Genomic DNA, 16,694 nt, shown 5'->3' with positions numbered 1-16,694 from the left:
ACATAAGTATGGAATAAGCCTCCTGCTTCAGCAGTAACATCCGATACTCCCACATCTCCAAAACCGTAGATGATTTGTGCCTTCTCCTCGACAGTTACCATATCCAAAGCTGCCAGTGGCTGCTGCGGATGAAGGGTAATGGCACGAACAAGTTCGGTAAAATGCTGTGCCAATCGCGCGATGGTCTCAGGCTTGTACAGCGCCGTGCTGTATTCCAGACTGCACAGAATGCCTTCCGGCTGCTCCACGGCATCCAAGGTCAGATCAAATTTGGCCGTATGATTGTCCGTCGGATACGTCTTAAAGGTCAGTCCCTCCAGCTCGAACTCCTGCTGTTCAAATGTTTTCAATTCAAACATGGTGTCAAACAGCGCATTCCGGCTCGTATCCCGCGTTAAATTCAGCTTTTCAACCAGCTCTTCAAAAGGATATTCCTGATGTTCGTAAGCACTGAGCGCATGCTCTTTGACCTCTTGCAAGTAGTCTAGGAACGTTTTGTCACCAGACGGATAATTGCGGATTGCCAGCGTGTTGAGGAATACGCCTACCAAGCTCTCCAGTTCCGCATGTGGTCTTCCGGCAATCGGCGTGCCGACGATAATGTCTTCCTGTCCCGAATATTTATGCAAAAGCGTGCTATACGCGGCCAGCAATACCATGTACAAGGTGGAGCCGGTTTGCGCGGCCAGCTGTTTCAACTGTTCGCTGTCCTCCAGGCTGATCGCAAATTCCAATCGCGCTCCTTCCAGACGCTGTACGGCTGGTCTTGCAAAATCCGTAGGCATATCCAGCACCGGAATGTCACCAGCCATCGTGTTCAGCCAGTAGCTTTCCTGCTCACGAAGACGCTCACTTTGCATATCGGCATGCTGCCAAACCGCATAGTCCTTGTACTGGATGCGCAGTGGCGGCAGTTCCTTGCCTTCATACAATTGAGAGAACTCCTGCACGATAATTCCTTCCGTGACGCCATCCGAAATAATATGGTGCATGTCATAGAGCATGACGTGTCGCTCCGGTCCGGTTTCCACCAGCTGAACTCGCAGCAATGGTGCTTGTGCGAGATCAAATGCACGTACAAAGTCCTGTGCGTACTGCGGTGTCTCTTCTTCGCTTGCCTGCACATGCTCCACGCTGAATGCGACGCCCGATTCAATCCGTTGAATCACCTCACCATCCACCATCTCGAATCGGGTTCGCAGGGCTTCATGACGGGCAATCAGCTGGCGGAAGGCTTGTTCCAGTCGTTTTTTATCCAAGGAACCTTCGATAATCAACGCTCCTGGCATGTTGTAGCTAACCTCTCCACCTTCCAGGTGACTCAGCACGTACATCCGTTTTTGCGCCGAGGAAACAGGATAATATTCACGCTCCTCCACCACAGGAATAGATACATACGTTTGCTGGGTCTGATCTTCACCCATCAACTGCACCAGTTGCTCAATCGTCGGATATTGGAAAATATCTCGCAACGCCAGCTTGTGATTCAGCTCCTGATGGATTTTCGCCATCAGGGTGGTAGCGCGCAGAGAATGTCCTCCCACTTCAAAGAAGTTATCCTGGATGCCTATTTGATGATGATTCAGAACGCTTTGCCAAATACGTACCAACTGCTCTTCCAGCGGTGTGCGCGGTGCCACGTACGCCGTGCCTCCTTCGAGGCGCGCTTCTGGCGCAGGCAACGCTTTGCGGTCAATTTTTCCGTTCGGTGTCAGCGGGAAACGATCCAGTTGTACGACATAGGTCGGGATCATATAGCCCGGCAGTTTGGGCTGGAGTGTGCTGCGCAGATCCGGCAAATTCAGCGCCTCCGAGGCTACGACATACGCACACAGATCCTTGTCTCCGTCTTCGTTTTCCCAGGCGGTGACGATGGCTTTCTGAATGCCGTCCACGGTCAGCAGCTGCGCTTCCACCTCGCCCAGTTCAATCCGGAAGCCCCGGATTTTGACTTGATCATCCATCCGGCCGATAAAGTCTACATTGCCGTCCGGCATCCATCGCGCCAAATCGCCTGTACGGTACAACCGTTCACCTGGTACATACGGATTCGCTACGAATTTCTCGGCTGTCAGGTCTGCACGATTCAGGTAGCCTCGTGCCACCCCGGCTCCGCCAATGCACAGCTCACCCAGTACGCCGATCGGCACCGGATTCAGCTGGCTGTCCACAATGTAGAAGCGTGCGTTCAGCCACGCCTGACCAATCGGCACATGGCCGCTGCTTGGCAGCTTCGACAGCTCTTCGTCGTAGAAGCTGGAGTCAATCGCCGCTTCGGTGACGCCGTAGCTGTTCATAATGCGGATATCCGCACCAAACCGCTCTTGCAGCACTCGGTAGTCCGTCACGCTGCAACTATCCGAGCTCGTGATCAGCAGCTCCAGACTGCTCATGTCCAGCCCCTGTTCATGCACATGCTGCATAAACGGTACGATCAGGGCCGGAGTCGATTCGAACACGGTAATCTGGACATCGCGAATCCATCCGTGCAGACGGCTAAAATCAATCCGGTCGTCTTTCGGACAAATGACCATCGTGCCGCCGTTATAGAGCGTCCGTGCAATGTCCCCGACGAACACGTCGAAGGAGAAGCTCGCCAGTTGCAGCAGTCGGACTGGGAATTGGTTCAGGCGATAATCCCGGCGATACGCCGCAGCCGTATTCACCAGGCTGCGATGCTCGATCATGACGCCCTTCGGCCGTCCGGTTGTCCCGGATGTATAGATCACATACGCCAAATCGTGCGGTTCGTTGATGTGATCGACGTCTGTCGTATCTCCGGTGTACAGTGACTCATCGTCCAATGCCAATACGGTATGCAGACGCAGCCCTGTTGCCGGTTCGGATGCTGCTTCGCTGTCAGACTTCGAATCTGATTTTGAGCCTAAGTTTTCATTTAGGCTGTCTCTTTCCATCGTTTCAGCACCAGCCGCTGTTTCCAACTCACCCTCAGTCTGCCCTCCGGCCAAGGCCTGTCGGCTTTCCCCAAGCCATATCTGTGCTTGCTCCTGTAAGCCGATTTGGGTCAACAATACCGTCGCACCACTGTCCTCCAGCATGAAACGAATCCGTTCAGACGGATAGTCTGCATCCAGCGGCACATAGGCGCCTCCCGCCTTCCACACCGCCAGTACGCCGACCAGCATGTCTACCGAGCGTTCACTCAAAATGCCGACAATCGACTCGCGTCCAACGCCTTCATTCCGCAATCTCCGCGCCAATTGGTTCGCGCGCTCGTTCAGTTTCCGGTAAGTGAGCTGCTCCTCCTCGTACACCACCGCCACATGATCTGGTACAAGCTGTGCCTGTTCTTCCACATAGGTATGGAACAGGGCTCCTGCTTCAACTGCAGCACCATCCGTTACTCCCACTTCTCCAAAACCGTAGATGAGTTGCTCCTTTTCCTCAACGGTTACCATATTCAAAGTTGCCAGGGGCTGTTGTGGATGGTATGCAATAGCTCGAACGATTTCCGCAAAATGCTGTGCCAATCGCGTCATGGTCTCAGGCTTGTACAACGCCGTGCTATATTCCAGACTGCACAGAATGCCTTCTGGCTGCTCCATTGCATCTAAAGTCAGATCAAACTTGGCCGTATGATTTTCCAGTGGATAGGAGCTCAAGGTCAAACCTTCCAGCAGTAACTCCTGTTGCTCCAAGGTTTTCAACTCAAACATCGTGTCAAACAGCGCATTTCGGCTCGTATCTCTCGTCAAATTCAGCTGTTCAACCAGTTCTTCAAAAGGATAGTCCTGATGCTCATAAGCACTGAGCGCATGCTCCTTCACCTCTTGCAGATAATCCAGAAACGTTTTGTCGCTGGACGGATAATTGCGAATCGCCAGCGTGTTAATGAAGACACCCACCAGATTACTGAGCTCCGCATGCGGTCGTCCTGCAATCGGCGTGCCGACGACAATGTCCTCTTGGCCCGTGTATTTGTGCAAGAGCGTAGTGTACGCCGCCAGCAGCACCATGTATAGGGTAGCGCCTGTTTGCGAAGCCAGTTCTTTCAGGCGTTCACTAACCTCACGCTCCAATGCAAATTCGATCGTATCCCCTGCCGTACTCTGCACCGCCGGACGGGCAAAGTCGGTTGACAGATCCAGTACAGGCACTCCGCCCCGGAAGGTGCCCAGCCAGTACGCTTCCTGACGCTGCATCCACTCCTGATGGGTTTCGCTTTGCTGCCATACGGCATAGTCTTTGTACTGAATCCGCAATGGCGACAGTTCTTCACCGCCATACAAGCGGACAAACTCATCGGTCAGTACCTCCATCGACACGCCATCCGAAACGATATGGTGCATGTCGAGCATGAGTAAATGCTGGGATTCTTGCCCTACTCCTTGGACACCCAGATCCACCAAGCCTACCCGCAGCAGCGGTGCAGCTTTTAGATCAAACGGACGGATAAACTGCCGTACCCGTTCTTGTGCTTCCTCGCTAATCCTCGTGTACGTAGCCGTAGTCGTACTCTCTACCTGTACCTTCGTATATTCCACCTCGAATGGCACGGTATCCTCAATCCATTGCATCGGCTCATTGTCTACCAGCTCAAAGCGGGTACGCAAGGTTGCATGACGATCAATTAGTTGACGGAACACGTCTTCTACTCGTTTCACATCCAGCGGACCGCTCACTTGCAGCACTGACGGCATGTTGTAGTTCACATCACTTGGATCAAACTGATGCAGTACATACAGTCGTTTTTGTGCTGAAGATAACGGGTAGAAGCTGCGTTCTTCTGTTACCGGAATGGACGCGTACACCACTTGATCCAGACCTTCCAGAACGGCTGCCAGTTGTTCAATCGTGGGTGCTTCAAAAATACTGCGCAGGGGAAGCGGCTTGTTCAACTCCTTGTGAATCTTCGAGGCCAGTGTCGTCGCCCGCAGCGAGTGTCCGCCAATCTCGAAGAAGTTTTCCTTCACACCGACCTGCGTGAGGCCCAGCACCTCCTGCCAAATGTGTGCCAGTTTCACTTCCACCCACGTTCGCGGTGCGACATAATCGGCTCCGCTTTGCAGGCTGCCTTCCGGTGCTGGTAGGGCCTTGCGGTCAATTTTTCCATTTGGACTCAGCGGCATTTGCTCCAGTTGTACAAAGTAGGACGGCACCATGTAGCTTGGCAGTTCCCGGCCCAGCTCACTTCTCAGCTCGCTGGCTCCTAGCTCTTGCCCCGCGACATAGTAGGCCACCATGTGTTTTTGGCCCGTTTCGTCTGCACGAGCCATGACAACCGCTTCTCGCACGGACGCTACTTGGAGCAGCTGCGTTTCGACCTCGCCCAGCTCAATCCGGTACCCCCGGATTTTCACCTGATGGTCGATCCGGCCCAAATATTCAATGTTGCCGTCCGGCATCCATCTCGCCAAATCGCCGGTGCGGTACATCCGCTCATACCCGGCTTCCCCGCCGGCAAACGGATCTTTCACAAATTTCTCGGCCGTCAGCTCCGGACGGTTCAGATACCCACGTGCCACACCGACACCACCGATGCACAACTCCCCTGCAACCCCAATCGGCTGCAATTGCTCCGTGCCTTCCTTCACGATGTACAGGCGAATGTTTTGAATCGGTTTTCCGATCGGAATGACTGCATATTCTTCCGTCGGCTCGCAATCAAAGTACGATACGTCCACCGTCGCTTCGGTTGGACCGTACAGGTTGATCAGCTTCGCTCCGGTCAGGCTCGACACGAGCCGCTGGAAGCGAGCCACATGCTGTGGCGGCAAGGCTTCACCACTGGCAAAGACATGACGCAGCGTTGCCAGTTTCGCTTGCATTACTTCCCGTGGCTGCTGCTCCACATACTCCAGGAACGCATGCAGCATGGCAGGTACAAAGTGCATCGTGCTCACGCCATCGCGGACAATGGCGTCGACGATCTCTTCCGGGTTCTTTTCCCCGCCTACCGACAGCAAGCTCACCTTCGAGCCGACCAGCGACCACCAGAACAGCTCCCACACCGACACGTCGAACGTAAAGGCGGTCTTTTGCAGGATCGTATCTTCCGCACTCAAGCCGTACCGATCATGCATCCACAAAATCCGATTCAGCACAGAATGGTGCTCCACCATCACGCCCTTCGGTTTTCCCGTGGAGCCAGAGGTATAAATGACATAGGCGACATGGTGCGGTCCGGCCAGTGGCTCCAGATTCGAGCCGTCTTCGTGGTAAATGTCTTGGCCAGCCTGCTCCTGACGATCCAGCACCAGCACCTGGCCGTCGAAACTCAGCGATGCTTGCTCCGCCAGATGCGATTGCGTCAGCACCAGCTTCGCTCCCGAATCCTCCAGCATGAAGCGGATGCGGTCGGCCGGATATTCTGGATCAATCGGCACATAGGCTCCGCCGGCCTTGAGAATCGCATAGATGCCTACAATCATGTCCAATGAACGGTGAACCAGAATGCCCACAGGCTGATCCGGTTTAACCCCTTGCGCACGCAAGGTGCGTGCGAGACGGTTCGCGCGCTCATTCAACTCCGCGTAGGTCAACGATTCCGATCCGCACAACACTGCTGCCTGATCCGGTGTATTCGCTGCCTGCTGCTCGAACAGTGCACTTAGCGTTTGATCCTGCGGATAAGCTGCCGCCGTATCCCCCCAGACCTGAACGATCTGCGCCTGCTCTTCCGGTGTCACCAATTCCAGCTCATTCACACGGATATGCGGATTATTCACGATTTGCTCGATGACATGCAGTACATGTCCCTGCATCCGCTCGATCGTAGACCGATCGTATACATTGGCGTTATATCTGAACATGATGCGGAAAAGCTCATCTGGCATCACAATCAAGTCCAGATCATAATTCGTTTGCTCAACAACCTCTACATTCGTAATTTCAAAAGCGGATGGACGAACTTCACCCAACTGCTCGACTTGCTCCTCAACCGGATAATTCTCAAATACCATAATGTGGTTAATCAGATGCTGCTTCTGCTCGGTCAGCGCCTGAATTTCATACAGCGGGAAGCTGTCATAGGCTCCTGAGGCCAGTGCCTGCTCCTGCGTTTTGCGCATGATGTCCACAAACGTGGCATTCTGTTCACTTTGAATCCGCACTGGGATCGTATTAATGAACAGACCGATCATATGCTCTACACCCGCAATATCCGTCGGACGTCCAGATACCACACTGCCGAATACAACATCCTCATTGTTGTTATATTTCTGCAAAATAAGGCCCCACACGCTCTGCATCAGCGTATTAATCGTGACTTGCTGCTGCTTTGCAATCCGGTACATCGCTTCGCTCCACGCTGGATCCAGATCTACCGTTATTTTTTCAGAAACATATTCCCTGGTTTCGTTTGCTGTAGCGAATACAGTATTAGCCGCTTGGTCTTTCGATGAAGTATCCAATCCAGGTAACAAGGTTTGCTGTTCAAAGCCAGCCAAATAGCTGCTCCAATACTCTTGTGCCGCACGTTCATCCTGACGCTCTAGCCATTCGATATATTGGCCATATGGTGTGATATGAGCAAGCTCCGGCTGTTTCTGCTCCAGCAGCGCAAAGTACGTACCAAACACTTCGCCTGTAACGAGCGATAAGCACCAGCCATCCATGACAATGTGATGGAAGCTCCAGACCAAATGATACGTTTCTTCATCGGTTTGCAATACCTGTACGCGCATAAGTGCATCCGTACCCAGATCAAAGCCTCTAGCCTGGTCTTCCTGCTTAAACGTCTGGATATACGCCTGTTGCTCCGCTTCCTGCATTTCGCGTATATCCTTGAAGGACAGATCGCTATCTTTGTGACGGAACACGATTTGCAATGGCTCCGGACCATGTCCTGTTTCAAATCGATGGAAATTCGTCCGCAGTGCTTCATGACGCTGTGTCAGTACATCTAGACTCTTGCGGAAAATTTCAACATCAAAGCTGCCTTTTTGATCAAACGACGCTTGCTGGAAGTATGCACCTGAGTCCGGCTCCATCAGACTATGGAACAGCATCCCCTTCTGCATCGGCGAAAGAGCATACACATTTTCCAGTTCGCCCACAGAAGCCGTTTGCTCCGTCAATTGCTCCAGTTGTTCCAACGACAAGCCTTTGAACAAGACATCGCTTGGGGTTAGTTCGCTCCGCTCTTGGGAGGCACAATGCGCGATCACTTCCTGCAAGCTTTCCTGCAGCAACCGGGCAAACTTCTCTACATTTTGCTGATGATATACCTTACTGTCATAGCGAATTTCCAGTGTCAGCGCGCCCGCTGTAATCATGCCGTTCACATTCAAAGGATGCTCCAGTACAGTATGGTCACTCATCGACTCTCCACCTGGATGCGAAGACAGCGTAATATCCCCATTTTCCAAGTCCTGATCAAATTGTCCCAAATAGTTAAAGCTGATCTCAGGCTGCAAGGTCAAGGAAGAATTAGCATCATGCTGAGACATATATTTCAAAATGCCGTAGCCAATGCCCTTATGCGGCACATGACGCAGGTCTTCCTTCACCCGCTTGATTCGCTGCCCTACTTCTGCCTTCCCATCCACATCAAGCAGCACCGGATATTGGCTTGTAAACCAGCCCACGGTACGTGTGATATCGATATCTGGAACAATGGCTTCCCGACCATGGCCCTCCAGATTGACCAGTACGCGCTCCTGACCGCTCCAGTTATATAACGCGGTGCCGAGTGCAGTTAACAGCAGATCATTGACCTCGGTGTTGTACGCACGATGCGATTCCTGCAGCAGTAGCCGGGTTTCCTGTTCGCTCCAAACCACGCTCACCGTCTCACTGTCTCTGACCACAAAATGCTGTCCTGCCGCTCTTTCTTGATCCTTAGGTAGCGATGCGAATTCCGTTTGCGCAAGACGCTGCCAATATTCGCGTTCGTTGTCGATCGCCGGACTGTTCGCATATTGAGACAACTGCTCTGCCCAAGCAGAGAAAGAGTCCGTTTTATATGGTAAGCGAATCGCTTCTCCCCGCATGGCCTGCTCATATCCAGTCGCAAAATCCTCGAACACAATCCGCCATGAAATCCCGTCTACGACCAAATGGTGGATCGCAATCAGTAAATGATCTCCATCCATGCAGCGGAAAAGTCCCAGCTTCACCAGCGGTCCTTCGTCCAGACGAATGGAGCTTTGGATGGCATTGGCTTTCGTTTCAACCGCCATCACCACCTCTGCCGTGTCTTTGACGCCTGTCAAATCAACAACGTCCAGATGATACAGCTCGCCTTCGTTCAAACCGTGATTCCACGCTTCATAGCCCTGTTCGGTCTGACGGAAGACCATACGCAATGCATCATGATGCTCCGTCACCTGGGTCACCGTTTGATGCAATGCGGCTTCATCGAATCCTTGTGCTCTATACAGCATCACCGATTGGTTAAAATAATGTGGCTCTGCTGAGGATTGTCCAAAGAACCATTGCTGTATTGGGCTCAATTTAACTGCTCCCGAAACCACCCGCTGATCGGCTGTGCGGCTAACTTTGTGTACATGACTGCTCAGCAGCGAAATGGACGGATATTGGAACAAATCCTTCATCTCCAGCTTGTAGCCCGCTTGCAGCAAGCGGGACGATACCTGGATCGCTTTGATCGAATCGCCGCCCAGATCAAAGAAATTATCCAAAATCCCGACTCTCTTCGTTCCTAATACAGCCTGCCAAATGGACACTAACGTCTGCTCCAGCGCTGTGCGCGGCTCTACATAATCCGCTCCGCTTTGCAGGCTGCCTTCGGGTGCCGGCAGGGCCTTGCGGTCGATTTTACCGTTCGGTGTCAGCGGCATCTGCTCCAGCTGGATGAAATACGAAGGCACCATGTAGTTTGGCAACTCCTCGCCCAGTAAGCTACGCAGCTCACCAGCGCTTACTTCCCATTCAGCGACATAGTACGCCACCAGTTGATTTTGCCCCTGTTCGTCCGCTTGGGCCAGTACGATGACCTCTTGCACGTTTTCCACTTTCAATATTTGTGCCTCGATCTCACCCAGCTCGATCCGGTAGCCCCGGATTTTTACTTGATGGTCGATCCGGCCCAAATATTCGATGTTGCCATCTGGCATCCATCTCGCCAAGTCACCCGTACGGTACATTCGTCCGTAGCTGGCTTCACCAACCGCAAACGGGTTCGCTACAAATTTCTCAGCCGTCAGCTCTGGGCGATCCAGATAACCACGCGCCAGACCCGGTCCGGACACGCACAACTCACCCGCGACGCCTACCGGAGCCAAATGTCCATGCCCATCCACCATGTATACTCGATGATTCGGCACAGGGCGTCCGATGGAAATCAGTTGTCCCGCTCTCTCATCCTCGGATACCGGCCAGATCGACGTCGCCACCGAGTTTTCGGTTGGACCGTAGCCGTTGTAGTACGCCACCTGATCCTTCCACTTGTATACCAGCTCTGTTGAGGATGCTGAACCCGCAGTGAACAGAACACGCAAGTTTGGCATCCGCTGTGGCTCCAGATACACCGCATAGGTCGGCGGCAAAGCAGCCACCGTAATCCGGTGATTCGCCATATATTGCTCAAACCGCTCGTAGTTCAAAATCGTCTCTGTCGTTGGCATGTATAATGTGGCGCCGCAGAACAACGCCTGGAAGATTTCCCAGCAAGCCGCATCAAACGAATAGCTAGCGAACAGCAACGCATGATCCGACGTGCTCATCCGAAGCGTCTGATCAAAATATGTTTTCAGATTGCACAGCCCGTGATGCTCCAGCATTACACCCTTCGGCTGCCCCGTCGTCCCCGATGTATAAATCACATACGCCAAATCATTTGGACCAGACCATGGCTCCAGATTAGAATCATCCTCGTGGTACACCGTTTGCTCCCCGTCCAACACCAGCACATGACCGTCGATAGCGGCTTTGTCCACCAGATGGCTTTGCGTCAACAGCAGCTTCGCCCCCGAGTCGTCCAGCATGTAGCGGATACGCTCCTCCGGATAGGTTGGATCGATGGGGACATATGCACCCCCGGCTTTTAAAATCCCGAAGATACCTACGATCATGTCCACCGACCGCTCAGTCATCAGACCCACCAAACGATCCTTCGTCACGCCTTGACTGCGCAAGGTACGAGCCAGGCGATTGGCGCGTTCATTCAGCTCGCGATAAGTCAGCGTTTCTCCTTCAAAGAACAAGGCTGTCTGCTCCGGTGTCTGCGCCGTTTGCGTCTCGAACAAGCCATGGATCGTTTGCTCGCTTGGATACTCGGTCGCCGTATCTCCCCATGCGCTGAGAATTTGCTCGCGCTCCTGCTCGTTTAACATATCCAGCTCATGTACACGGATGTCCGGATTCGCTGTCACCTGCTCCAGCAGCTGTACCAGATGACCTCGGATTTGCTCTACACTTTCCCGTTCAAAGGCCAAGGCGTTATAGCCAAAGCTCATGTGAATGGTGTTCCCCGGCAGCACCACCAAGTTAAAGTCATAGTTGGTCTGCTCGACAGACTCGGCTCCGGTGATCGTGAAGCTGGACTCTTCACCGCTGCCTAATTGCTCAATTTGCTCCTCTACCGGATAGTTCTCAAAAATAAGAATATGATTGATCAAATCCTGCTTAAGCTCCGACAGCCCCTGAATTTCATATAACGGATACGTATCATAGACATGGGAATCGATCGATTGCTCCTGGGTTTGCTTCATCACGTCTGAGAATAAACTGTCCACTTGACTGCGGATGCGTACCGGAATGGTATTGATAAACAGACCAATGATGTGCTCCACATTCGGAATGTCTGCCGGACGTCCAGATACCACGCTGCCAAACACCACATCATCTGTGCCATTATATTTTTGCAGCAAAAGGCCCCAAACCGTCTGCATCAACGTATTGATCGTCACCTGATAACGCTTGGCTATGCGCTGAATACCAGCTGTGAGATCCGCGCCCAAATCAAAATCCAGACGCTCAGCCTGATACCCTGTTTTGCCCTGGATTTTTGCCTGTGGCAAGCGGGACTGCTCCTCGTATCCTTCCAGAGCCTTGCTCCAGTAGCTCGATGCGGCCTGAAGATCCTGCTGCTCTAGCCATTCGATATATTGACTGTACGGCGTTACAGGGGCCAGTTCCGGTTGTTTATGGGCCAGGATCGCAAAATAACTCGCAAACACTTCGTTGGTCACCAGCGACAAGCACCAGCCATCCATCACGATATGATGGAAGCTCCATACAAAACGGTACGCATCCTCACCTGTGCGCAAAACAGCGACACGCATCAAAGCATCCTGCGCCAGATCAAAACCTCTTTGTTTGTCTTGGCGCGTAAATTCGAGAATGTACTCGTTTTGCTGCTCTTCCTCCATATCCCGCAAATCTTCAACATACAGTTCGCTGCGCTTATTGCGGTACACGACCTGAAGCGGTTCATCCTTCCAGCCGCTGTAGAAGTTCGTACGCAGTACTGTATGCCGCTGCACCAAAACATCCAAACTGGCCGCAAAGGCAGCGATATTAAACTCTCCTCGCAGATCAAAGGAGGCCTGTTCAAAATATGCTCCCGATTGCGAATCCATCAGATTATAAAAGAGCATGCCCTTCTGCATCGGGGTCAGTGCGTATACATTTTCCAGCTCACCGATACATGCTGCCTGTTCCGCGATCTGTTCCAGTTCTCTAGTCGTCAAACCTTTGAAAGACACATCACTTGGGGTCAACTCCGGCTGCTCCTGAGCCGCGCAATGCGTAATCACCTCTTGCAAAGCGGATTGCAACAGTCCCGCCACACGTTCCAGCGTTTCTTTACGATACTGCTTACGGCTGTAAGCAATCGTCAAGCGCAGCGTGCCTTCCGAGATCATCGCGTTTAAATCCAACGTATATTGCAGCGGTGAATGTGCATCCTCTGTCTCCCCTGCACTATAGGGTGACAATGTGATTCCACTGTTTTGTAGATCCTGATCGACCTGACCCAAATAGTTAAAGCTGATTTCCGGTTCTGCTGCAATCGTATGCGCTTCATCCGGCTCTGATGCATGGGACAAGTAGCGCCAAGTGCCATAGGTTAGCCCTTTATGCGGAATCCGCCGCAGGCCTTCCTTCGTTTCTTTAATCCGCTGGGCCAGCGTCAGATTTGCACCCGTGTCCAGTAGCACCGGATACAAGCTCGTAAACCAGCCGATCGTACGTGTAATATCCACCTCTGGCAGGATCGCTTCCCGACCGTGTCCCTCCAGGTTCACCAGTACTTGGCCTGCGCCTGTCCAGTTGTGCATCGCCAGTCCCAGCGCGGTCAACAGCAAATCATTGACCTCAGTGTTGTAGGCGCGATGCGCCTGCTTTAACAGCTGCTGCGTTTCAGCTTCGGTCCACTCTACGGTCAGCACTTCACTGTCTGCGTTCAAGGAGCCCTCGTAGGCAAAATCCTTAGGCAGCGGCGCCGTTTCCGCTTTGGCCTGTTCCAGCTGCTTCCAATAAACTTCATCCGATGCAGCCTCAGGACGGTTGGCGTAAGACGACAACTCCCGTGCCCAAGTTTGGAAGGAATCCGTTTTATAGGGCAATCGTACAGGCTCACCCTTGATCGCCTGCTCGTAGCCTGTCGAGAAATCTTCAAACAGAATCCGCCACGACACCCCGTCTATCACCAAATGGTGAATAGCTATGAGCAAATGATCGCCCTCGGCTGTGTGGAACAATCCCAGCTTCACCAGCGGTCCTTCGGACAGGTGAATGCTGCTTTGAATTTCATTTGCCTTCGCTTCCAGCGCTTCCGCATAGGCTACTTGTTCACGGTAGTCTGCGGTTTCCAGCGTATACAACGCGCCTTCCTCTACAGGGCGTGTCCAAGCCGTATAACCAGAGGAATCCTGACAGAATATCGTACGAAGCGCATCATGATGCTTCACGATGTGATCCATGACTTGGCGAACTGCCGTCTCATCAAAGCCCTCGGCACGATAGAGCATGACCGCCTGATTAAAGTGCTGCGGACGCTCGCGCTCCTGCGCAAAGAACCAATGCTGGATCGGAAGCAAAGCGGTTTCCCCGCTTACTTCTCCTTGATCTGCCATACGACGGACCTCGTGCATATGCGGTGCCAGTGTTGCAACCGTTGGATACTGGAACAAATCCTTCATGTCCAGCTTATAACCGGCCTGGAACGTACGCGATGCGATTTGGATGGCTTTGATGGAATCGCCGCCTAGATCAAAGAAATTGTCCAAAATACCGACTGTCTGCAGCCCCAGTACCGACTGCCAGACCGCTACCAGTGCGCGTTCTTGCGCCGTACGCGGCTCTGCATAATCAGCTCCAGTTTGCAGGCTGCCTTCCGGTGCTGGCAGGGCCTTGCGGTCAATTTTGCCATTTGGACTCAGCGGCATTTGCTCCAGTTGTACAAAGTAGGACGGCACCATGTAGCTTGGCAGCTCCCGGCCCAGCTCACTTCTCAGCTCGCTAGCACCGAGCTCTTGCCCCGCAACATAGTAGGCCACCATTTGTTTTTGGCCCGTTTCATCCGCACGAGCCATGACCACCGCTTCTCGTACGGACGCTACTTGAAGCAGTTGCGATTCGACTTCACCCAGCTCAATCCGGTACCCCCGGATTTTCACCTGATGGTCAATCCGGCCCAAATATTCAATGTTCCCGTTCGGCATCCATCTAGCTAAATCGCCCGTGCGGTACATCCGTTCATAGCCTGCTTCCCCGCCTGCAAACGGGTCTTTCACAAATTTCTCGGCCGTCAGCTCTGGACGGTTCAGATAGCCTCGGGCTACGCCGACACCGCCGATACACAGCTCACCCGCAACCCCAATCGGCTGCAATTGCTCCGTGCCTTCCTTCACAATGTACAGACGAATATTTTGAATCGGTTTCCCGATTGGAATGACCGCATAGGCTTCATTCGGCTCGCAATCGAAGTACGATACGTCCACCGTCGCTTCGGTTGGACCGTACAGGTTGATCAGCTTCGCTCCGGCCAGGCTCGACATAAGCCGCTGGAACCGGGCCACATGCTGCGTTGGCAATGCTTCACCACTGGCAAAGACATGGCGCAGCGTGCCCAGCTTCGCTTGCATCACTTCTCGTGGCTGCTGCTCTACATATTCCAGGAACGCATGCAGCATCGCCGGTACAAAGTGCATTGTGCTCACGCCATCGCGGGCAATCGTGTCGACGATGTCTTCCGGGTTCTTTTCCCCGCCGACCGACAGCAAGCTCACCTTCGAGCCGACCATCGACCACCAGAACAGCTCCCACACCGACACGTCAAAGGTGAAGGCGGTCTTTTGCAGGATCGTATCTTCTGCACTCAAACCGTACCGATCATGCATCCACAAAATCCGGTTCAGCACGGAATGGTGCTCCACCATCACACCCTTCGGTCTTCCCGTGGAGCCAGAGGTATAGATGACATAGGCGACATGGTGTGGCCCAGTCAGTGGCTCCAAATTCGAACCGTCTTCGTGATAAATATTCTTGCCATCCTGCTCCTGACAATCCAACACCAGCACCTGACCATCGAAGTTTAGCGATGCTTGCTCCGCCAGATGCGATTGCGTCAGCATCAGCTTCGCGCCCGAGTCCTCCAGCATAAAGCGGATGCGGTCCGCTGGATATTCCGGGTCAATCGGCACGTAGGCTCCGCCTGCCTTGAGGATCGCATAGATGCCTACGATCATGTCTAGCGAACGGTGAACCAGTATGCCTACAGGCTGATCCGGCTGAACCCCTTGCGCACGCAAGGTGCGTGCGAGACGGTTGGCTCGTTCGTTCAGTTCCGCGTAGGTCAACGACTCCGCTCCGCACAGCACCGCTACTTGCTCCGGTGTATTCGCTGCCTGCTGCTCGAACAGTGCACTTAGCGTCTGATCCTGTGGATAGGCTACCGCCGTATCCCCCCAAACCTGAACGATCTGTGCCTGTTCTTCTGGTGTTACCAATTCCAGCTCATTCACACGGATATTCGGATTGTCCACAATTTGCCTGATGACATGGTCGATATGGCCCTGGATACGCTCCATAGCAGACCGGTTATACACCAGAGCATTGTATTCAAGCAGGATAGAGATATCCTCGTCAGGCACGACAATCAGGTTAAAATCGTAGTTGGTTTGCTCGGCAAGTGCCACATTGGCAATAGAGAAGCCTGTTTGTGCCTTGGTCTCGCCGGAAGCGCCCATCTGCTTCATCTGCTGCCCGATGGGGTAGTTTTCAAAGACCATGATGTGATTGATCAGGTCTTGTTTTTGTTCAGTCCGTGCCTGAATGTCGTAGAGCGGGAATGTGTCATAGACACCGGAGGCCAAAGCCTGTTCCTGTGTGCGCTGCAATACTTCAGCAAATGTAGCATTCCGTTCACTTTGAATCCGAACCGGTATGGTATTGATAAACAACCCGATCATGTTCTCCACACCCGGAATGTCTGCTGGACGACCGGATACCACACCACCAAACACGACATCCTGATGATTATTGTATTGCTGTAAAATAACGCCCCACACACTTTGCAGCAAGGTGTTAATCGTGACATGTTGTTGCTTGGCCATTTGGTTTAATGCGGCACTCCGTTCTTTACCCAACATAAATGGCAGCTTTTCCGAAACATAGCCAGAATTTGAACTTCCACCACTTCCGTCTGGTTCTTCATCCCGTGCGGCTACAGAAGCTTGCGCATTCTCACCAGGCAACAAGGTTTGCTGCTCAAAGCCTGCCAAATAGTCACTCCAATAACGGGTCGCTTCCTGTGCATCCTGATC

The 16,694-nt window shown here is 52.9% G+C and carries 1 protein-coding gene (cut by both window edges); it reads right to left on the bottom strand.

Every position in this 16,694-nt window falls within one protein-coding gene, locus MKY98_RS12610, for a non-ribosomal peptide synthase/polyketide synthase (protein ID WP_341010926.1), read on the bottom strand. The gene is 42,174 nt long; 10,990 of those nucleotides lie to the left of the window and 14,490 to its right, leaving coding positions 14,491–31,184 in view (codon 4,831, complete, through codon 10,395, partial); reading right to left, the first codon wholly in view occupies positions 16,692–16,694. The start codon and the stop codon both lie outside this window.

It is taken from the genome of Paenibacillus sp. FSL M8-0228, from assembly GCF_038007385.1.
GTDB classification, from domain to species: Bacteria; Bacillota; Bacilli; order Paenibacillales; family Paenibacillaceae; genus Paenibacillus; species Paenibacillus polymyxa_D.
Note: the sequence above shows the minus strand (reverse complement) of the source record. Positions and strands in the feature narration are given on the sequence as shown.